The sequence below is a fragment of the Gimesia benthica genome (assembly GCF_009720525.1).
Lineage (GTDB): Bacteria > Planctomycetota > Planctomycetia > Planctomycetales > Planctomycetaceae > Gimesia > Gimesia benthica.
In genome coordinates this window covers 7,693,441-7,715,983 of the sequence record NZ_CP043930.1, presented here as the reverse complement: position 1 = coordinate 7,715,983, position 22,543 = coordinate 7,693,441, and the positions used below count along the sequence as shown (strand labels likewise).

Here is a 22,543-nt window from a genome sequence, read left to right as displayed (position 1 = left end):
TCATGTCACAATCGGCTTCGAGAAAGCAATTAAAAAACTTTCTTATCAAAAAGCCTGTTGTCAGTTTTCCTTCTCCAGATACGTGAACTGCCGGATCAAATCCGCTACTATGAATTCCAACCACATAGACTTACGTCAGCGTTCCTTATTCAAGAGCAACTAATATGAAACCAATTCTTACACTCGGTCTGCTGGTCTGCCTGCTGACCGGTAACCTTCTGGCAAACGATCAGAAACATCCTAATATTGTTGTCTTCCTTGCAGATGACCAGGGCTGGGGAGATGTCAGTCATAATGGCAACACGAATCTGCATACTCCGAATATTGACTCGCTCGTAAAAGAGGGTGTGCGGTTTAATCACTTTTATGTAGGCGCGGTCTGTGCCCCCACTCGTGCCGCCTTTCTCACCGGACGCTACCACGCCCGCACCGGGACGACCGGGGTTTCCAAAGGGGAAGAACGCTTCAATTCCGATGAATATACGGTGGCCCAGGCGTTCAAAGCAGCCGGCTATGCGACCGGCGCTTTTGGCAAATGGCATAACGGCACTCAATATCCGAATCATCCCAATGCCAAAGGCTTTGATGAGTATTACGGATTCACTTCAGGACACTGGGGACACTATTTCAGCCCCATGCTTGATCATAATGGGACGTTTGTGAAAGGTGAGGGATACATTACCGATGACCTCACCAGCAAAGCAATTGCGTTCATGGATCAGCAGGTGAAACGCGACAAACCGTTCTTTACCTATCTGCCTTATTGCACGCCTCACTCCCCTATGCAGGTCCCTGACGAATACTGGGACCGTTTTGCAGATAAAAAGCTGAAGATGCATCATCGCGACCCGGAGAAAGAACAGTCAGATCATCTCCGTGCTGCGCTGGCCATGTGTGAAAATGTGGACTGGAACGTAGGTCGCGTGCTGAAGAAACTGAATCAACTCGGAATCGAAGATGAGACCATCGTGCTTTACTTCTCCGATAATGGCCCCAACGGTTTTCGCTGGAATGGTGACATGAAAGGTAAGAAAGGTTCACTGGATGAAGGTGGTGTGCGCTCTCCGTTTGTGATCCGCTGGACCGGACATATCCCCGCAGGACGACAGGTGAACCAGGTCGCGGGTGCGATTGATCTCCTGCCGACCTTGACCGATCTGGCTGGGATTAAACGTCCCGAACCAAAGCCGATTGACGGCGTGAGCCTCAAACCGTTGATCATGGGGGACGCCAATTCCTGGCCGAACCGGATGATCTTCTCCAGCCTGCGTCAGCGAGTCAGCGTCCGTACGGATCAGTATCGGCTCTCTGAAAAAGGACAGCTTTATGACATGACCCAGGATCCCGGCCAGCGGAAAGACATCGCCGGTGAACGGCCTGAAGTTACTCAGAAGCTCAAACAGGCAGTCAAAGACTGGAAAAGTTCAGTCTGGCCTCACGGCTATCCCCAAGATAGCCGCCCTTTCCTGATTGGTTACGGCGGTGCGAAATCGACTCAACTACCCGCCCGTGATGCCATTTCTTACGGTGAAATCAAACGTTCGTCCCGGCATCCCAACTGCAGCTTCTTCTATAACTGGACAAGCCCGCAAGACAGCATCATCTGGGATGCAGAAGTGGACCAGGCAGGCACTTACGAGGCGATAGTCTATTATACCTGCCCGGCAGATGATGTCGGTTCGACCGTTGAACTGAGATTCAAAGACAGTCACCTCACAGGCAAGATAACTGAAGCGCACGATCCTCCTCTCGTTGGTGCAGAACAGGACCGGGCGCAACGTTCAGAGTCCCTGGTTAAGGATTTTCAGCCACTGGTCCTGGGGAACATCCAGCTTCCCAAAGGGACTGGTGAGTTGACCCTGCGGGCGCTTGAGATCCCCGGTAAGCAGGTGATGGACTTTCGTCTGCTGATTCTAAACCGCATCGATTAGCAGAGGCTGATCGATCGACGCCTATCGAGTCGGACGCGGAAGGAAACTCTGTTTTATGACTGGTATCCTCCCGTTCTCCCAGTCATAATGCTGCCTGACAACCGTTTTCTGGCTATTTTTAAAACACTTTACCTGATGGATAAACTATGAAAGTTCAACTGACACTCTCTGCGTTTTGCCTCGCACTCCTGATGAATATCACCACCTATGCTGAAGACAAGGGCTTCAAACCACTGTTTGATGGTAAAACTCTTGACGGCTGGGTCCAAAAAGGTGGGACGGCCAAATATGAAGTCGTCGATGGCACGATCGTCGGCACTTCGGTACCCAAAACTCCCAACAGTTTTCTGTGTACCGACAGAAATTATGGCGACTTTGAACTCGAAGTCGATTTCAAAGTTGATCCACTGTTGAACTCGGGGATCCAGATTCGCAGCAATGTCCATGATGAAGACAGAACTATTGTCTACAACGGTGAAGACGGCAAAGAACTGAAGAAAAAAATCCCCGCTGGTCGTGTACACGGCTATCAGGTAGAAATCGATCCCTCCGATCGCGCCTGGTCAGGCGGAATTTATGATGAAGCACGTCGTGGCTGGTTAAACAACCTGGCTGATAACAAGGCAGCACAGAAAGCCTTCAAGCAGAATGAGTGGAATCACTACCGCATCGTCTGCAAAGGGGATTCCATCAAGACCTGGATCAACGGCGTCCCTGCTGCAGATCTCAAAGATGGACTCACTTCTGAAGGCTTTATCGCCCTGCAGGTACATGGTGTTGGTAACCATCCTGAAAAAGTTGGCAAGCAGGTCAGCTGGCGAAACATCAAAATCAAAGAACTGAAATAGTTCACAAGAACAATTGATATTTCAGAACAGCCATCTGAGTTCTAACTCAGGTGGCTGTTTTTCATTAATCACCTTGCAATGATTTTTTGAATCAGAATCCGGAATCAAATCACAATTATTCACGAGCCTCGAGCTTTGAAACTGTCAGCCCCTTAAGAGATATCCCTTTTATTTGCCCGCTTTTCAGCTATCTGATCAACGTCCAGCAGAATAATTCTGTGCATCATTTCTTATGAACCTCGCGAAGAAAATGCAGTTCTTTCCTATACAAATCAGCGGCTTCTCGCATTCTCAAACGAGGACTCGCCATCTTCCTGCCTTTAATGGTGCTCCTGTCAGAAATCGCGGCATTTGTTTATCGAACGCATTGCAAAACCGATTTACTGACGGTTCAGCAGGACGAGCTCAATTGCATTCGTCTGGCCAGGGAACCGGCCCCCTGCCCTGTTCAATTTTAAGATCGTAGACACCGGCATTGGTATTTCTGCCGACCGTATTCAGAATCTGTTTACTCCATTCACTCAAGCAGACAATTCCACGACACGTAAATATGGTGGGACTGGACTGGGACTCACCATCAGTAAGCGGTTGGTAGAACTCTTTGGAGGTTCAATCTCCATTGAGAGTCAATTGAATCAGGGTACCACTGTCACTTTCATGATTCCCGTTCTGGTTACTGATACCGACTCTTTCATATCGTCAAATCAAACAGTTAATAAAGTGCCTGTTGCGTGTGCTAATAGATCAGCTCATGTGCCAAAATCTTTAGCAGGATTACGCATTTTAGTTGTGGACGACAGTTACGATAACTGTCGCTTGTTCTCCCATATCCTGAAAAAATCCGGGGCAAGCACACAAGTTGCCGAAAATGGTCAGGTCGCAATTGACCTCGTTAATTCTAATTCTCAATCTGGCGAGCCGTTTCATGCCATTGTCATGGATATGCAAATGCCGGTAATGGATGGTTATAGAGCCACCCAGACCTTGAGAGATATGGGGGGCCAGATCCCTGTGATTGCACTAACAGCAAATGCACTTACTGGAGATCATCTGAAATGCCTGGATAGTGGCTGTGATGCCTATCTGTCAAAGCCGGTAAATCGAACAGAACTCGTCCGACTTATCGAGCAGTTTGCACATCAGGAGCTGTACATGACCGTGCAGGTTTAAACAGAACACATGAGCCTTCTGTGCCTTCATTATTCACAGGATGAGCAAGAACACGAGAAGCCCCCTGAATCACGAATGTTTCAGGGGGCTTCTTTTACGACTACAGAATAATAAATTTCTAACGATTACTGGTGTGAATCAGTTCGTCTGATTATCGTCCCCTTTCGGTTCAGGCAGACGAACCAGTAACCAGGTCTGTGTCTTCTCTTCATTAAAGTGCACGAGCACGTTGGTCTGGTCCTGGGTCAGATTATAGACGCCGGTCTCCATGACCAGCCCCGGATTACTGCCATCAGAAAAATGCCAGGAAGCGCGTTGGTTGTCTTTGTCAACCATGCCTTCAACTGGGTGAGTGACGTCAGAAATGTCGTTGTAGAACGTTCCCGCGATCACGCCGTTCTTGTCCACCGCCAACTGCAGAACCATATTGGTCTCCTCGGAGTCAGCATTCGTAATGGCATAGACTCCCAGAGGCATCCATTCCGTCTCTTCTGCATTCGACTGCGAATCCTGAGGAGCGGAATCAGCCAGGGACAACGCCTGCTGATAATATTCATCCGCTGTGGCAACCGGCTGGTCTCCATAATACACCGAGTTGTCCTCGTAATAGATGTTTGATCCATACTCATAATAGGAGGGAGTGTTCCACCAGCCTACGAACCAGGAGGTCATAGCGACAGCGGTTACAGGTCGCCACCAGTAACCGGCGGGGTAACGTCCCCAGTAACGCTGATAGCGCCAGGCTGGAGTATTCCAGCCGGGACGATGGGTCCACCAGTCGCGATTGAAAGCATTCACATGTCTGTTATTCCAGTTATTACGAACATTGTTACCCACGCGAACACGGTTATTGTTGATCTGATTGATCGAAATATCCCGCTTACCGGGACCACGGTTATTAATGGGACGGTCGCCGGGGCGATTTCCGGGACGATTCCCAGGTCGGTCCCCTGCACCGGGTCGGTTGCCAGCTCCGGGACGATTGCCATCGCCTGGTCGATTCACAACATCGGGACGATTTCCACTACCAGGCCGATTGATAATCTCTGGTCTGTTTCCTGCTCCTGGGCGATCACCACTGCCCGGACGGTTCACAACATCGGGCCGATTGCCGCTGCCCGGGCGATTAATGATTTCAGGGCGATTTCCTCCGCCAGGACGGTTACCACCTGCGTTACCCGGCAGGTTCAAAAAGTCCTGCAATTGCCCCTGGGTAGGACGGTTACTGAAATCGGGTCGGTTTCCCCCTCCTGGTCGATTACCGAGGTTGGGACGGTTTCCACCACTCGGCCGATTGCCTCCTTCGGGGCGGTTCCCCAGATCAGGTCGATTGCCGCCGCTTGGACGATTCCCCAGATTTGGTCGATTTCCGCCACCACCGCTGGGGCGGTTGCCCAAATTGGGACGGTTCCCTCCGCTGGGTCGGGACACATTGGGACGCGAAGGCCGACTCATTGAGGGGCTGGGCCGGGAAATTCCCCCGCCTCCGCCCCGGTTGAATCCTCCTCCACCACCACGGGCCCCACCCCCGCCGCGAGCACCGCCACCTCCTCCACCGCGGCCGCCGCGGGAATAGGCATCGTGCGTCAGTAACGATACAGATAAAAGTGCTACAAAGAATGCAATTTGGGGAGTTCTCATTTTTCCCACCTTATATTAAAGCTGATAATTAGCGATGAATTACGAAACCACTCAGATTACTTGCGGATAATGGTGATCTCGTCGACTCCCGGCAGGAGTTCGCCATCCACCTCGCGTCCTAGAGAACGAAAAGTAAAACTGTTGTTATCGATTTTGGTGATGACATTAACTCCAGTGGCCTTCTCGCCATTCGCCAGAACCTGCAATGTGCGTACGGTCCAGCGATTCTCGGTTTGAGTCCAGATCCCGACACCGAATCCACCTTCTGAGTCGAATAACCAGGAACGGATGGTCTGTTTATCCGGATCCCAGCCAATGATCTGCGTCCCTTCCAGAGCAACGCGATCCTGGATATGTACCTTAAAAGAACGCGTCATGAAGTTTTTATTCTTCGTCCACTTGCAGACGGTTTCGACGGAACCATCATCGCCTTCATCAACCCAGGTTCCGATCATCCATTCCAGTGATTTCAGTTGTTCGTAGTGTGATTGAGGCACTATGGCTGCTGTTTCTGTTACACTATCCAGCTTCCAGCCAGCGGGCGTTTTCACATGCACGGCCGAGTATTCAGTGATGCTGGTCTCCTGCTCCGGCAGAATGACCTCAGCCACACCGTTCTCAACGGCAACGCCTGGTGAGATCAGTCGAATATCGACACTTTCCAGTTCGATTTTAGCGCCAGGCGAATCCTTAAAATACTCTGTGAAGCTTTTCTCCAGCGCGGCCTGTCCCTTGATTGTTTCGCCTCCCGGTGGAGTGAATTCCCCTTCGGGTGTCCAGTGGCTGGCAACAGCTTTGGCATCTCCCTTGTCAAAAGCTGTTTTGTAAGAGGAAATCGCAGTGCGAATCAGGCCTTCCTCATCTGGTTTTGCATCGTCCGCATGCAAAAACTGACCCGCTGAACACAGCAGTAAAAGAAGCGGTAGTACTCGACGCATTATTTTTCTCCATAAACGGGGCTTCTCAATCAGAAATTCAGAATGCAAAATTGAATTTCCCGGTCTTACCATGACGATCTCGGGACAAAGCGCCGTGTTGTTTCGCCTGAGAAACTCTGCGTTTGCAGACGGTTCAACCACGGAATGAATTCCTGCGGCCCCACAGAAACTCCCATCAGAGAACACTTAGCCTTGCTTTGTCACCTGATTCCATGTTCGCATATTCATTTCGAATCTGCCAGAAGTTCTGATTCTTTCTCTACAGATTTTCATCAAATCGATCTGCAGCCCCCGTAAAGTTTTCAGAGCCTGTATGGCGCAGAGGGAGAATACTCGAAACGCCAGAACTGGCCTCTGGAACTTGAGATCGTACCAGAGAAACAGAGCATCCCCGGGCAGGCAGGAATAATCCTGTGAAAACAGCAGTTAGTATCGAGGCGTTTCTCTGAACCGGGCAATTTGCTGTAACGCCTTCTTGATCTCCGGATCATCGGGCGATGTCTTCTGCAGACTCAGGTAACTGTTCTCTGCCTCATCGAGCAGACTGTAGAACAGCTGCAGACGGGCCAGTTCTCTCAAAATCTGTGTATCGGAGTCGTTGCGATCATGAGCCTGTTGCAATAGTTTGAGTGCCTTGCCCGGAACGCCCTGTTCCTCGTATAGTTTGGCCAGTTTCAGGATCTGACTGGAGTCAGGTACCTTAGAGGAAGCAGATTCACTGGCCCAGGCAGAGGTAATCATTTTCTCCAGGTCCAGGCGGTGTCGTAGAGCCTGAGCAGCTTCATTGTCCGCATCCTGCACCTGGGTTAATTCCTGAAGCGCCTGTTCCGCATTCCCCTGAATCAGCGCCAGCCGGGCCAGCCAGACGTGAGCCTGATCCAGTTCAGCAGTTGTAGCCTGTTTTGAATCGAGCACTTTGTGCGCAAACTTTTCAGCTTTATCGAACATGACCAGCTGCCACATGTTGTCGGTCAGTTTCAGATAGCTGCCCGGTTTTTCATGTTGTGATTTCCCCTGATTCTCCTGAGCCGCTTTCCGTCGCTTGAGAGCCAGTTTAATTCCGTCATTCAGGTTGCCCCGGATCATTTTCTGTCCTGGAGTTCGCGTGGCGCGGGCAAATTCTTCCAGCGCCTGGTCGTACTGGCGTTTACCGAGGTAAGACCAGCCCAGCATACTCATGAAGCGGGCATCCTGTATCCCAGCCTGTTCGAGATCGCCAATGAAAGCGATAATTTGATCATACTCTTCCGCTTTGAGCAGTTGATTGAGATACGTCATACAGACCGAAATGCGGCGTGGGTTTCGAGCCAGCCGTTTCCGGGCCAGTTCCATAGCTTCTTCATCCCGCCAGTACTGATCTCGGACTGTCCCTTCATAGTTCGGCGTCACTTCAATCACCACGATTCCGTCTTCTTCATAAACCGGAGTGAAGCGATAAATCAGATCATCATCCAGCAGATATCGGGGAAACATATCATTCGTATGTTTGCTATAGGTGACCAGGTAACATTGTCCCATGGACTGAATGGCTTTATGCAGCTGTTCGATATTGGACGGTTCGAAATAAAACAGTCTCTGATAGCGATGGCTGGCTGTGGAGACTTCTGCCCGCCGCGTTAACACACGCGCATGAGGTGCGGTATTCTGATTCAACCATTCGCCCGCTTTGACGAAGTCACTGGCGAACATGATGAGGTCCTCGTTAGAAAGTTCCTCTTCACTCTCCGTCTTCATGAGATGATTTGTTGTAATCAGATTGGCATCAACCCAGGTTTGTGAGAACAGTAGAGCAGCCACTACCGCGACACCTCCCACGGCAAGTGTTTTCAGCACCCCTGCACGCTGGCCCAGTGAAGACTCTTTGATGTAAAACAGACCTGCAGGAACGAAGACCAGAATCATGGGCAACCAGGGGAGTGAAAAACGGGTCTGCATCCAGGGCCAGACAGAAAGCACTCCCAGCGAAAGACACAAGTAGAGTAAGCAGACTGCACCACCGCGTTTCCAGCAGCACAGCATGCCTGCCAGCGAGATGACAATTATCACTACGCTCCCCAGCGAATAGATCAGGGGAGAACCGGGGAGTGCATGATACTCTCCGGAAAGCACTCCGCTGTATTCGGGCACGGTTCCCGGCAGACCAGGGAAGATTTTCTGAAATAATCCGTCGATGTGAACGAGCAGCCGATTCAGCATGCTGATTAGTGTGCCGACCACTCCCGCGGTCTTCATTTCCTGGAGTGCAATAGAACTGTAACTCATTGTTTTGAACTGGCTGTTGCGGAACATCCAGAATGCGGTCGTTCCGACCGCGAACCCCACCGGGATCAGACAGATCCAGCGTTTCCGACTAAAGAGACACCAGAGTCCCACGGCCAGAATCATGGCGACGCCAATGGTTCTGAGAAAGGGAATAAACACCAGCAATCCGGTCAGACAAACCAGTTTACCGAGAGACCATTTCTCTTCCTCGGCAGAAAACAGGTAGAGTACCGCCAGCGTGCATGCCATAAAGGGGATCTCGCTCATCACGATTGTGGAATAAACGAGAACATAGGGATTGGTCATCAGGACCAGGCTGACCAGCAGAACCGACCAGCGCAGTGGTGACAATGACTCCGTAGACTCGGGATCTGTGCTGCTTATCAGTCGCCAGGCCAGTGTATAGAAGAGCCAGATCATGACGAGGGCAGTCATCAATACCGTCACTTTTGCGGCGATCACATCATAGGGGGCGATGATTGCAGCAGGTATCAACAGAACCGACATGCCTGGCGGACGTAAAGTGAAGTAAGGCTCCCCTGGTCGATCAAACTGTCGATATTCCTGGAATTCAACAAACCCCCGCGCCATCAGCACATAATCACTACTGTCGGGGTTGTAAAAATAGAACTGATTCAGACGTGCTGTACCTAATACAGTAAAGATGATCAGCAGCAGGATCGGCATTTTCCAAGAACGCGATTGTGGCGACAGATTTTCCTGATTCATTTCACGCAGGTACTTTTTTGAGAGTGGATGACAGTCTTTCCAGTCAGTCTACCAGCCTACTCTACCTATTTTCATACCGTAAATTTGGGTTCTGCCGTATTTTGCGCACTTTCTCTGTCCTGATTGTTTACGCCAAGGTTAGACGAGGAAAGTGAGCGCTGCCATCAGTCAGTTTTCACAGCAATTAAAGTCCTGAGAGGTAAGCATTTCCTGTCTGAAATCAGAATGGGACGCGTTACCCGGAAATTTGCTGGATTCCATTTCCTGTCACCAGCCAAACTGCACACAGAACCACTACTTCTGTCTTAACGAGTTAGCGGAGGCGCGTGGTTTGTTAAAGATTCTTTACAGTCACAGCCTGCTCTGTGCCTCTTGAAGCGGAATAATCAGACAGCATCAGGACAGCTCAGTCATTTCCGGCAGCCACTGATACCAGCCTTCGATATGCCCGCGCATCAGTTTTTCAATCGAGGCTCCATCACCGCTGCGGAGCGTGTTGATCAGTTCCTGATGGCTATCGATTGTGATTTCCTTAACACGGCCGGTGATCTGTTCATGACGACGATGCAAAGCGGCAAGCCAGAGTTCCAATGAAGGGCGCAATGAGCGCCAGGTGGCTATCAGACGGGAACGGCGGCTGGAGGCAACCAGCAGATCATGAAATTCCATATCCAACAGACTGATCTCTGCCAGCGTTTTTGTATTATGCATTGCCTTCATATTCGCTTCGAGTGCAGCATAGTCAGCTGAAGTTGCCTGGGCGGCCGCATGCACAGCAACCATTGGCTCCACTGCAAGACGGAGCAGGTACAGATCTTCAAAGTCAGCGGCGGTCATGGTTGCGACCCGGGTTCGACCACGTTCGTCGAATTCCACGATACCATCCCGCTCCAGAATCAACAGTGCTTCACGGACCGGAGATCGGCTGACTCCCAATTCAGACGAAAGCACCGGTTCACTGAGCATTGTCCCGGGCTCGTACACGCCCTGGATGATTTCACTGCGCAAGCGGGATTCGACAGCCTGTGTCAGTGTCTGCCGCTTCAGTTTTGGCTGACCGGCGCCGCCTTTCGAAAATTGATCTATACTCATCATTAATTCCTGTCTAGAGACCTGCCAGGCGTTCTGTAGCATCGCCGAACTGATCCAGGTGCAACCCGAAACGGTCCATTAACGACAGATAGAGGCTGCACATTTTTCGATTCGGTTGATCGAGATAATTCAGCACCCGTCCGGTTTCCAGCTTGCCTCCTCCACGGCCCAGTATTACGACGGGCAGTTTGGTTGCATCATGACTGCCGGTGAGCATACTGCTGCAATACATCAGCATGGTATTATCCAGTGCGGTTCGTTCTCCTTCCTGGATCGCATCCAGCTTGGCGGCAATATAGGCCACCTGCTCGAGAAAGAACTGATTGACCTTGAGCCAGTCATTCGATTCCTGATGTGATAACAGGTGGTGGATCATGTAATCCACGCCCAGATTGGGAAAGCGTAAAGACGAATGATCGTTGTTTAGTTTCAGGGTACAGAAGCGAGTCGCATCGGTCTGAAACGCCAGTACCAGAATATCACACATCAGTCGCATATGCTCGGCGATGTCCTGGGGAATGCCATCCGCTGGCCGGGGAACATTCGGTTTATCAAGCGTGGGACGCCAGCCCTGTAATTCCCCTCGCTGCCCTGCCCGATCGATCCGCTGTTCTACTTCACGCACCGAATTAAGATATTCATCCAGCTTCTGTTTATCGCTCCGGCTGATCCCCCGTCGCAAATCGCGAGCATCCCCCAGAACGGCATCGAGTACACTCTGATCACTCTGACTCGCATCTTTGCGGAACAGTCGATCAAAGGCCAGCGCCGGGTAGACTTCCAGGGGCGTCGGCGTTGTCGGAGAACTCCAGGAGATATGACTGCTGTAAAGCATCGAATAGTTCTTGTGGACTGACGGATTCGACTTTTCGCAACCCAGGACCAGGCTGGGGACTTTCGTCGTCTGACCGTACTGTTTCGCCAGCATCTGATCGATGCTGATCCCGCTGCGAATGCCGCCCCCTGCTTCGAGCGGCGCCCCCGTGAGAATATTTCCCGTCTGGGAACTGTGAATATTTCCTTTCAGCGCTTCCTCGTTATACAGCCCCTGAATAAACAGCATTTTTTCCCGGTGTGGCAGCAGCGGCTCAAGGACCTTACCCAGTTCCATTGTTTTGCCGCTCCCCTTGGCCCACCAGTGTTCGCGGTGAAAGCCATTGCCGGAAAAAAGCGCTGCAAACCGAATCGGAGCTTCTCCCTGAACTGCATTCTTGCCCGCTTCTGCTCCCCAGACCCGCAGTGATTCCAGCCAGGGCAATGCCATGGTTACGCCGAGCCCTCGCAGCATGGTTCGTCGGGTTGTCATAAAAGCGCTCATCTGATAACTCCTTGATTTTCAGAATTCGGTATCAGTTCTATTCATCTTTTAGTTTAACAGATTTTATTGAATCAGTCCGCTGTCACGCTGCTGACACTCTGTTGCTCGGTACCGCGAATCATGCGGAACTGCGGACTGAGAACAATGGCCTGAATCGCAGTCTTGATCCGGTAGTCATCCTGTTCGAGTTGAGTCGTCATCTGATCCAGCAGTGGTTCATCAGACAACTGCACAGAGCGTCCCAGGGCATAGCCCAGCAGACGCCGATTAAAGGCCCGCAGGAAATCATCCCGCCGCTCGTTGAGCAGATAATTCCGTAGACCGGCGATTCCTGTCACTGCAGTTCCATCGGGTAGAACCGAAGCATCGTCGATCGGATGCCCTTTCGCATCTTTTTTCCGCAGACGCCCAATGCCGTCGAATTGTTCCAGAGTGAATCCGAAGCCATCAATGCGCTTGTGACATTTGGCACAGGCAGGATCGGCACTATGCTGTTCAATCAGTTGTCGCTCGGTCAGGTTCGCAGGAACTTCTTCCGGCAGAACCGGTACGTCTTTGGGAGGACGGGGAAGTTTCTCACCCAGTAGAAATTCCGAAACCCAGTTTCCTCTCAAGATCGGACTCGTTCGTGACGCGCCGGACTGCTTCGAGAGTGTCGCCGCCATCGCGAGGATGCCCCCCCGGGACTGTTGCTGTACTCCTTCTACCCGCTGCCAGTCTGCGCCTGCCACTCCCTGTAGACCATAAAATTTGGCCAGCCGCTGATTCGCCCAGACATAGTCCGCATCCAGGATGGCCAGGAGGGAACGATTCTGCTGTAAAAGATCGGTAAAGAATCGAATCACCTCTTCGTACATATCACTGCGAAGTTCTGCGAACTCCGGGAAATGTCGCTGACTCTTCTCATCGAACTGATCGAAGTTGCGCACGTGCAGCCACTGGCAGCCGAATTCAATCGCCATACGACTGATTCGGGGATCCTGCAGCATTCGAGCTACCTGCTGCCTCAGAACGGCTGGATCACGTAGCTTGCCTTGAGTCGCCAGTTCACGGAGTTCCTGATCGGGCAGCGACGACCAGAGAAAATAACTTAAACGGGAGGCAAGCTCATGGTCCGAGACGGGGGCAGGCTGGCTTCCAGAGGGAGCGGCTTCCGTACGGTAGAGAAAGACAGGCGAGACCAGGACCCGCGCCAGCAGCATCTGGATCGCTTCCGTGTGAGACAGCTTCTGCTGCCGGAGCTGCGTATAGAGTGTTTTCAATTCGGTCTCTTCTGCTGAGCTGAGAGGACGCCGCCAGGCGCGGTCTGCAAATTTCAGGACGGCTTCAATATGCAGGGGCTCAGTTGCCTGCAATCGGGTGCGAAATGCATCTGCCTGTCGCATGATGCCCTCCCGCATGGGAGTAAAGGCACTTGGATCGGCGTCCTGCGTCGCGAACTGCCAGAGCTGTTCGTAGGCATCCACCTGTCGCAAGGGTGAGCGACTGATATAATGCAGCTCGTCCCACAGCCGATTCAGCTCTGAAGTCTGATCAGGATTCAGCATCAGCCGCTGCAGATGTTCGTCCTCCCGATAGTAAAGCGTCAGAGTGACGACTTCATCAACGGGAACAATGCGCGTGTAACAGAGGGCGGCTGGAAACAGATTGCGGAACTCAGCAAACTGCGCCAGGACTCGCTCTTTAACCTGACTGTTTTCACTCACCAGTACCGGCGAAATAGGGATCACCGGCTTTTCACCATCGGACCAGGTCGATTTCTTCCCACCGCTCCGAAATGCGCCGGCGTGTAGCTCAGTCAGCGACTCTGGTTTTTCCGTGGAAACTTTAAGCTGAACGGTCCCCTGTTGACTGGTGGCGGCATGTAACATTCCAGTGGCTGCGAATTCAGTCCCGGCAGCCAGTTCGGCTGGTAAGCGGACTTCAATCACAGCAGGTGCCTGCACACAAAGTGCAGACGGCGCTATAGACGTGCCTGCGGGGTGCTTGCCGAACAGTTGTGGGTCGAGACCATATGCTTGTTCCTCAGTCAGTTCTGTGACCTGTTGCCGATCTGGCCGATATTGTTGCCTGAGTGCTTCAAAAGCGGGACTGCGGAGGGATGTTAGCTGCTGATAGAGATTTCGATCCGGAGCGTTTTCGGGGAGTTGGTCTGGCCCGGCCGTGAGCAGGCGCTGTAATTCTGCTGCCAGCTGCTTGCGGGTCTCAATATCAGCCTCGGTCTGCCAGCGGGCCAGTAACGAGCCTGAAGGAACAGCAATGCGAGAGACAGGCTGATCCGGCTCACTGAAGAAGTGCCAGACATTGGGATTGCCCTGTTCATCGGCGTGCGGGTTCCCTGCCAGAATATCGGATGAAATCTCACGAGCCAGATTCCATGCTGATGCTCCTGCTGTCACAGGAGTGATTGTCAGATCAACGTCTGTCAGGTCGCAGGAGTGATTTCCGTCCCGCGGCCCGATGCCGAGCAGCAGCATATCACCGGTTCGTACCTTGAGCGGTTCGTTGACCTCCACGGGAGACGTTTCCCTGGTTGTGGCATTTCCAGAAGCCAGCATCTGTCTCGTATTGCCGCGCCACAATTCCAGTCGCCAGTCGATTCCATTTCCACAACCGATATGTGCCCGCCTGACAGCACCTTTGACATTAACCGTGCCAGACATGGGGCTTTTCCAGCCAATGATCACCCGCCGCTGGGGTGTGGGATGTACGGCGACATGGTGTGGCAGCATTTCGCCGGGAATTCGCACACCCTGATCGGATGCATTCGCCACAACACTTAAAGCCTGCTCGCCTACCCAGCCTTTGACGAAGTCATAGTTCTGAATTTGCTCAGTCTGCCTGGTAATGTATCCCTCGATAGTCGGCTGTCCGCCATCCAGGCCCAGGCAGGCAAGCCAGGCATGCAGAATTACTGGCTCGATGCCGTGCTTCTGCGCCAGTTTTTCCAGATTGACCGCTGCTGTCGCCGTTTCCACTTCCAGAGCCGCATTCAGACAGGCGGTGGTATGAGCCAGCAGACGCTCTTGGTAAGCGGTCAGATATGCGAGATACTGACGGACCTCTTTCAAGGGTAATTCCGTCTGTCCGGGAATGATCAAACGCGGATTCTGCCAGATCGCGAAGTCTCCCTGGTTTCCATCGCCGGCAGTACTGGTTGCCAGATAGAGTGTGACCGACTCTCCGGCTTTCACTTCGGGTAACTTTAAGCGCAGTTCCTGTTGCGTGGTGACCGGTTGCACCGGAACCTGCCAGGCTGCGGGGCCGCCCCGTTTGCCGATGTGCCCGACTGTGGTGAACCGCCAGAGTGCTGACTGCCACTGTTGAATCAGCTCTGCCAGTTGAGGGGCATCCGTCAGTTTCGCGCGACTCCAGAAATCACGGATCTGGTCAAGCACTACGGAGGGAGTTTTATCAGTCAAGGACTGCCAGAGCAGAGTCAGATATTTCTCGTTCAAATCGTATTCACGCGCGACGGACGCAAGGCTTTTCTGGCCCGACTGGAGCGCCTCTTTTTCTTTGAGTGTAGCCTGCAGATAAGCTTCCAGGGGAAGTCGTCCTCCGCCATTGGTTTCGAAGTGGATCCCCTGCAGATTGACCGCGGTCGCGCCTTTGCTTTCAGTATAACGTGCATAGAATTCGCGAATCGCTGCCAGTTTTTCGTTCGTCCAGTCTCTGCGGGTCGTTTTGGATGAGAATTCGATGCCGTCTGGCAGCAGGACTGCATGACTGGATATTTTCTTAGCGGCAGCGAAGTATTTCTGGATCAAAGCAGGAGACATCACCAGCGAATTTCCCACGTTTGTGAAACCTTCGCCGGCAGCGCTGTCGACGGGAAACTGCTGCGCCGGTTCCAGAGGGACTCCGGTCAGGTCCTGGATCGTATAGGTATACTCGGCGTTATTCAGCCTGCGCAACACAACGGGGCCGGGATCTCCGGCGTTTGCCCGGGCTTCCGCATCGAGAACTGCCTGCACCCACTTTTGCAAGGATGCGAGTTCCGCCTGCGTCGGTTGCGGTTTTGAATCCTCGGGAGGCATCTCTCCATCACGCAGCATCTCCACAACCCGTTGCCAGGGAGTCACATTCCGGCGGAGATCTGACACACTGCGGAACTGTTCCAGATCGAGTTCGCCCTGTTTCTCGGCGGTATTGTGACAGTTCAAACAGTACTTTTTGAGCACAGCCTGCTGCTGCTTTGCGAAAGTTACCTGCAGGGGAGCAAATGGGTCCGGCGTCTGTGCTGAGAGAGTCTGGCTACAGGCACAAGCCAACACAGAGATGAGTAGAAAACAGAAACCAGCCTGATATCCAGATCCCGAACGCATACGACACTCCCTGGCGTTTTACGAAAGCAAACCTCGATCGGGGAATGTACTCTTCCCGACATGTAAACCTTCAGCTGAACAACAGGGTGTCGACTGTCGACAGGTTTGTCAAGGCCTGGAAAAGCCGACTCAGAAATAAAAGTGTCAGTATGAACACTTGGGTTTCAGGTCGGCTTATGAATTACTTGCTTTTCAGGTCGAAATCGATCGTATTTGGTGCCGTCTTAGAGACTGTGACCTGCAATGTTGTCTGCTCGTTGTACCGGGCGGGTAACGTTTCGGGACCGGCGACCTCGGCTCCTCCATCGGGCTTGCTGATGCGGACAAGATGCTCGCCGGGAATGGCGCCGCTCGTGTTGTTGTCATACCTCAGTGTATATTTGCCTTCTGTATCCGTAGCGGCGGATGAGGCACGCGACTGACTCTTGTCGGCAGCTGACTGAGGAAAGAAATCGATGATGGCATCGGACAGGGGTTTTCCATCCAGGGTCACCGTTCCTGTCACTTCTGCCAGTTCGGGTTTCTGAGCGGAATTACCGGAACATCCTGCATTCAAGATCAGCAGCAATCCGCAGACCAGTGGAACTATCTGTACTCGTAGCGCGTTGGTAAACATGGTTCTCTCTTATGCAAAGGGGTAAACGCCGGAAGCATCAGCCAGTTGACTGATGCTTCCGACTGTGAATGATTTCAGAATCGCGAACGCTGACTGCCGCTTAGAATTCCGGCATGACCTCGCCCCCTTTAATGGAGACGAGTGCCTGAATCACGGTAATTCGATCCACATTCTCACTCAGGAAACGTACACTGCCGTCGTTCATCAGCATGTGACATCCCCCGACATGGTGACTGCCGGCTCCCCAGGCATACGGCTTATCGTAGCCGGGATGATTCTTGTTGATCCCATAGGAGTAAGGCAGAATCACATTCGTGTGCCGATAGGAATTCCAGAAAGGACCGTAGGATGAACTGGTCAGCAACAGGGGTGACTCAATCAGCACCATCGTGTTACTCGTTCCATCCTTGATGTCACCGATTCTGGCTGAACCGTTGAAGCCAAGTGTCCCTTTCAACCGATTTGAATCAGTTCCATATGTTGTGACGAGGCTGTACTCAGTCGTATAACCGGCACGGCCATAGCTGGTTTTCTGATAGCTGCCGTAGCTGGTCTGATCCGGATCGGACGGACAGAGAAAGACCGGGTAATTATTCGGAGCGACACTTAACTGCCCCGAACCTGCAAACGTGGGTCCGACAGAACCACAATAGCTGCCATCAGAGCGTGCCACATGATCCGAAGAGGAAAGCGAGAAGTTGTATTTGTTATACAACGGCGCCAGGTCGAGGTAGGGTAACAACAACTGGTAGAACGTATGGTTCAACAGTTTGGGAGACGTTCCAGCCGACAAACCCAGCACCCGCTCACAGTAGCAACTGCCCGGGGCAATTGCAGCGGGAGGAAAGACACTGTGGGCGTCATGATAGTTGTGCAGCGCCAGTCCCATCTGCTTGAGATTGTTTTTGCAGGAACTGCGGCGGGCTGCTTCCCGTGCCTGCTGGACTGCAGGCAGCAACAATGCGATGAGTATTGCGATAATGGCAATCACGACCAGTAACTCAATCAGCGTAAAACCGCGCGTTCTGAGTCGATTCTGTTTTGATAAATCCATCTCTTAACACTTTCCATAAAAATAAATAAATGCATAAAAGGAGAGGAAATTCTGCAGGATCGACGTGGGAAATATAAAACTCAAATCAGTACAGTTGATCCTGACACTCCTCTTCCGAAGAACATCACTTATAGAAAATGCAAAAATGACGCCAATTCTTGGTGAATTTTTGAACGACGGGATCACCGGCCGCTGAAAAGTCTGAAATATCGGGAATTCGAGCAGTGTACAGGGAAAATGACGCTGATGCTCTGACTACGGTTAAACCCACCAACAGACCATCAGAACAGCATTCTGCACAAAATTCAGGCAATACAGAACGGAAGAGTGTGCGCATATCAGCGCTGTTTTGAAGCCTCAAAAACGCTTGAGGCGGAGAAGTCAGGGCGTTCCCGCGGGTTTGGCTTTGATCAGAGAGAGGTAAGGCTGCGCTTCCGGCCAGCTGCGAACTTCCTCCAGTTTGTCAGCCGGAACTTCGATCGATTCAAAAAAGCGGATCGAAAGCTGATCATCAAATTTCCCTTCCAGGTAACCAAAGGGAATCTCTTCCGCTTTTTCCTCTGTCGATGCCTGCTCGACGCGCGGCGGGATAAACAGACTCCAGAACTTCTGCGGATCCTTTTCGGTCAGCATCTGCGTAAACCGTTCCCGGACCTTCTGACTGGCGGGAGAATCATCCAGGTTCCGCTGAACGAGAATCGCCTGATATGCGAGTGCCCGGTTCCAATACTGCTCGGTCACCACATAGTTGGCAAAATGCAGACGGTCATCAAATCCCAGACTCAATGGGTTCCAGGGAGACGTGGGCAACTCTTTTCCGGCAGCGAGCAGGTCCTGCATTTTGCGGGCATCTTTGTGGCGGATGGCGTACATAAAATGCATGCCACTGAAGGGAGTGGCCCAGCCATTCTCCCGCACAGAATCCTTGAGACGAATAATGACATCCCCATAGCGGGGAGAACCATGGGGCGGCCCAATACTGGCGAAGACCGCATCAAAGGCGCCATACAGGAGATTCTCAACGGCTGGTGTGGTGTGTGATAAACGATTGTGTTCCCGCTGCTGCTCCACGCGCAGGGAGACCAGTGCCTTCTGTTTTAAAATGTCCCGCAGATTCTCAAAATGGAGTCGGTTGACAATGGGTGCCGGCTTGGATTCGATCACCTGCAGCAGTTTCTGCTCCTGAGGTGTAAGCGGCGCGAGAAAGAGTTCAAACTCGGCCATCGTGCAGCGGGAGGTGATCTGCAGCCATTGCTTGAGCTTGGCATCGGTCAAAGGACGCTGAAAGGGGAGCGCGTGAATGGCCTTCCGCCGTGCAGCGGCCAGGGGCGCTCCCGCTTTCTGTAAATCTGCTTTAGACTTCTGTTTGATTACCTGCTGTGCCTGCAGAGTGGAACAACAAGTGACCAGCAGACCAAGACTCAACAGAATTCGTACTCTCATATTATTGACTCAGTTTGATCAGGAAAATGTCATTGCTACCCCGACTGGTCAGTTCGTGTTTCTGATAGCGGGTCGCTGGTGAAAACGCACCGGAGACGTAGCAGTTATCGTTATTATCGACTGCGATCGCATAACTCAAATCGCTTTTCTCGCCTCCCAGGATTTCCAGCCAGTCCAGATTTCCATTAGGAGCAAAGCGGGCGATATACACATCGCGGCCGCCGAGTTTCTTGAAGTGCTGTCCTTGGAAGTGGACTTCATCGCTGAATTCACCGGTTGCGTAGCAGTTGTCGTGCTGATCGACGGCGATTCCAAGTCCGTAGTCGATTTTTTCTCCGCCCCCGGTACAGGCCCACGCAGGCGTTCCGTCTGCATTGATGCGGGCGACGAAAATATCGTGCGTGCCCCTGCTCTTCATGACGGTGTCACCAAAACGGGCTTCATTCTTAAACATCCCGGTGATGTAACAGTTTCCGCGACTGTCCACCGCCACCCCGGTGCTCAGTCCGTTCGCCTGTCCTCCGGAGTTCACCGACCAGACCAGCTTGCCATTGGGAGAGAGTTTGGCCAGAAAGATGTCCTGCACCGCGGTATCTGTCCCTACCTGCTCTCCCGCCAGTTCAACCTGTCCGGTGATGTAACCGCAGACATAACAGTTGCCGACCCGGTCTACGCCGATCTGATGGCCGCTCTGACCGCGACCGTTTCCAGCCAACTGGGCCCAGAGCAGATTTCCGTTATTGTCATATTTTGCGGCGAACAGGGAACGGCCTTTTTTATTCGGAGCAGTGACATCTCCAATTTTGACATCCCCGGCGAATGAACCGGCGACGCAGCAGTCGCCAGCAAGGGTCACTGCGATTCCATGTCCGTAATCATAGCCTGTCCCGCCCTCACTCTGCGCCCAGACAAGTTTTCCGTCCGGATCATATTTGGCAATAAAATAATCATAGTCTCCCTGGTTATAGAGGACCTGATCGCCAATCTGAAATTCCGGGCTCTGGAAATGTCCGGTCACAAATGCATTGCCGACCTTGTCGACTGCCACGGCGTAGCCGCGATCAATCAGGGTTCCCCCGGCGGTCTGGATCCAGAGCAGTTTGCCTTCCGGGCTGTATTTGGCGAGGACAAAATCCATGCTTCCCTTGCTGGTGACTTTCTGATCGCCGAACTCGGCGGTTTCCGTAAATTCTCCGGTGACATAACAGTTCCCGGCTGCGTCGACGGTGATCCCGCGGATCTTGTCATGTTTGAGGCCTCCAGCCTGCTGAACCCATTCCACGTTCCGGGCTGTTTCCTTTTCGTTTTTCCCGGCCGGCTGACCTGCCTGCAGAGCGTTAGAGAAAAGAAGAGTAAGCAGCGTGACTGCTAAACTGGAGACATGCATATTCATACGACGGGCTATCCGGTTCATAACAGAGTTAATCCTGAAACATTTTCTAAAAGTTTGTTAAAAGTATTCTAATCGACGCAACAGTGTGAACACAGTTCCGATCAGCGTCTCATTCTGATTTTGTAAACTGATCGAGCACATTCCGCGTGACTCGAGAAACATCATTGTCGACAAGCATCGAGGTAATCCAGCAGATTGAACCGACAGAGAAGACTTCCCCTCCCGAGTCGGTCTGATAATGAATCATGTCGGCTCCCCCGTTATCCGGGTTGGTTCCCTGCGCAATGAGGTGTACCTGTGGGGGTGAACTGGGAGAGATTTTATCCGTTTCGTGCCCGGAAGCGCCGCCGGGTATGCGCATATGCTGACTCTCAGTGCCGAACAGATCGTCTGTCTTGAGCCCCGTGCCTGCCAGGGCCCAGTGATCGGCGTCAATGACTTTGTAGGGAGCGCCCGTCATGATCCCGGCAAAGGAGAAGACAACCCCCAACAGGTTCGCTTCCGATTCCTGTCGCGCGTGGTAACGACTTTCATAGGTCGACTCCGATTCGGGAATGGGAGGATCCATGGCGACGCCGCACCAACTTGTGCAGTCGGAATTGTGATAGACAATGCGTTCATCATCCAGGAACTCCACTTCGCAGTTCAGTCCGTTCCCACCCAGATAAATGAGCCGACCGCCGGATTCGAATACCCAGGACTTCAGCCGGTCGTACATCTGCTTCGACCAGTACTCAGGGTGTGAACTCAGGATGAGGACCTTGTACTGATCCAGGGGCAGCGTACCCAGGTGGAACTGTGTTTCACTATAATAGTCGTAAGGCAATTCCTGTTCTTCCATCCAGCCCAGCAGACGCCATTCTGAGTGCAGCATGCCGCACCCCATGCGGCTGTAAATGGGGTCCCGCAGCTGCTCATCCAGATCGATGTGCAGGTAAGGTTGCGGCCGTTCCAGCGACAGAGGCGGATATTCTTCGACACAATAGACGCCAAACGAAGGCTTCAGATAGCGTCTCAATTCCTGTCGACTGTTCACGGTGGGAGTTTCCGGCAGTCCATCTGGATTCAGATAGTTGCTGCGCCCCCCGAAGTTGTTGTAGGCATTCCAGGTCAGATCACTGGCCAGAATCGCGATGTCAGACTGTGGCGTTTCCGGGGCCACCACCCAGGGAAACGTAAAATGATCCCCCGACTGATTCCGGAGATGAAACATATACAGGCCCGATTTTTCCGGTGACGTGACCGACTGGCGCTGTACGGCTCCTCGATAGCCGATGTCGTTCCAGTTGACACCTGCTTGCGAGTAATCCCCATCGGGGGTGACCTGCAGGTTGGCCAGCGGCGCATGATCGTCAAAGGTGCCGATGCGTCGGATGTATTCTTTTTCTTTACCGTAGCGCCAAAGCTCGACCTGATACTCGGAGGTCGAATGCACGCGGAACTCGGAGGCTTCCCCGGCGGTTACGCAGCGAGGCCAGGCAAAGCCGTACAGTTTTTTCGAGAGCAGGCGAAACTGATAGATCTGTCCCGCCTGAACCTGCATCTGCACTCGCTTCGGACAGTGATCTGTGTGCTGGAGGATCACTGTGTACTCCCCTTCCGGCAGATCGGCGATCACGGCGCCGGAAGCGGTAGAACGCGTGCTGAAAAACTGACCGTCGGACTGAAATTCTACCGCGACATCAAATAACGCGCTGTAATTTTCGTCGCTGACATATCCAATGAGCATGAATCGGTTCCGTCACATAAAAGGAAAACAGTCGTCTGAGTCGCTTCTGAT

The 22,543-nt window shown here is 52.4% G+C and carries 14 protein-coding genes and 1 pseudogene; 4 read left to right on the top strand and 11 right to left on the bottom strand.

Features of this window, described 5'->3' with window-relative positions; all coding sequences use genetic code 11:
• Positions 1–164: 164 nt before the first annotated feature.
• From F1728_RS30100 to F1728_RS30090, 4 genes and pseudogenes are all read left to right on the top strand, one after another.
• Positions 165–1,931, top strand: a complete 1,767-nt coding sequence (locus F1728_RS30100) for an arylsulfatase (RefSeq protein WP_155367099.1) — start codon at positions 165–167, stop codon at positions 1,929–1,931.
• A 146-nt stretch (positions 1,932–2,077) separates the two neighbouring features.
• Positions 2,078–2,779, top strand: coding sequence for a 3-keto-disaccharide hydrolase (locus F1728_RS30095; protein WP_155367098.1), 702 nt, complete (start codon positions 2,078–2,080; stop codon positions 2,777–2,779).
• 408 nt (positions 2,780–3,187) lie between these two features.
• Positions 3,188–3,436 (top strand): annotated as a pseudogene (locus tag F1728_RS32795) (ATP-binding protein); the annotation flags it as partial.
• Entirely contained in the window at positions 3,437–3,949 is a 513-nt protein-coding gene (locus tag F1728_RS30090; protein ID WP_155367097.1) for a response regulator, read from the top strand.
• 138 nt (positions 3,950–4,087) lie between these two features.
• Here F1728_RS30090 and F1728_RS30085 read toward each other — a convergent pair whose 3' ends face one another.
• From F1728_RS30085 to F1728_RS30035, 11 genes are all read right to left on the bottom strand, one after another.
• Entirely contained in the window at positions 4,088–5,590 is a 1,503-nt protein-coding gene (locus F1728_RS30085; RefSeq protein WP_155367096.1) for a hypothetical protein, read from the bottom strand.
• A gap of 56 nt (positions 5,591–5,646) precedes the next feature.
• Positions 5,647–6,528: a YybH family protein gene (locus F1728_RS30080; RefSeq protein ID WP_194242598.1), complete on the bottom strand. Its 882-nt coding sequence runs from the start codon at positions 6,526–6,528 to the stop codon at positions 5,647–5,649.
• Between the two features lie 426 nt (positions 6,529–6,954).
• Positions 6,955–9,519, bottom strand: coding sequence for a tetratricopeptide repeat protein (locus F1728_RS30075; RefSeq protein WP_155367094.1), 2,565 nt, complete (start codon positions 9,517–9,519; stop codon positions 6,955–6,957).
• Between the two features lie 396 nt (positions 9,520–9,915).
• Positions 9,916–10,611 carry a GntR family transcriptional regulator gene (locus F1728_RS30070; RefSeq protein WP_194242597.1) on the bottom strand — a complete coding sequence of 232 codons (696 nt, stop codon included), beginning with the start codon at positions 10,609–10,611 and terminating at the stop codon, positions 9,916–9,918.
• A gap of 13 nt (positions 10,612–10,624) precedes the next feature.
• The gene (locus F1728_RS30065) at positions 10,625–11,929 is read right to left on the bottom strand and encodes a DUF1552 domain-containing protein (RefSeq protein WP_228030414.1); all 1,305 of its coding nucleotides are present in this window, start codon (positions 11,927–11,929) and stop codon (positions 10,625–10,627) included.
• A gap of 71 nt (positions 11,930–12,000) precedes the next feature.
• Complete coding sequence (locus F1728_RS30060) at positions 12,001–16,257, bottom strand: DUF1592 domain-containing protein (RefSeq protein ID WP_155367092.1); 4,257 nt, start codon at positions 16,255–16,257, stop codon at positions 12,001–12,003.
• Between the two features lie 181 nt (positions 16,258–16,438).
• Complete coding sequence (locus F1728_RS30055) at positions 16,439–16,873, bottom strand: carboxypeptidase-like regulatory domain-containing protein (protein ID WP_155367091.1); 435 nt, start codon at positions 16,871–16,873, stop codon at positions 16,439–16,441.
• A 100-nt stretch (positions 16,874–16,973) separates the two neighbouring features.
• Positions 16,974–17,927, bottom strand: coding sequence for a DUF1559 domain-containing protein (locus F1728_RS30050; protein ID WP_155367090.1), 954 nt, complete (start codon positions 17,925–17,927; stop codon positions 16,974–16,976).
• Positions 17,928–18,308: 381 nt separating this feature from the next.
• On the bottom strand, positions 18,309–19,370 hold the full coding sequence (locus F1728_RS30045) for a hypothetical protein (protein ID WP_155367089.1): 1,062 nt from the start codon (positions 19,368–19,370) through the stop codon (positions 18,309–18,311).
• 1 nt (position 19,371) lies between these two features.
• Positions 19,372–20,784, bottom strand: a complete 1,413-nt coding sequence (locus F1728_RS30040; RefSeq protein WP_155367088.1) for an SBBP repeat-containing protein — start codon at positions 20,782–20,784, stop codon at positions 19,372–19,374.
• An 88-nt stretch (positions 20,785–20,872) separates the two neighbouring features.
• Positions 20,873–22,492 (bottom strand): N,N-dimethylformamidase beta subunit family domain-containing protein, encoded by a 1,620-nt coding sequence (locus F1728_RS30035; RefSeq protein WP_155367087.1) that lies wholly within the window; start codon positions 22,490–22,492, stop codon positions 20,873–20,875.
• Positions 22,493–22,543: the final 51 nt, after the last annotated feature.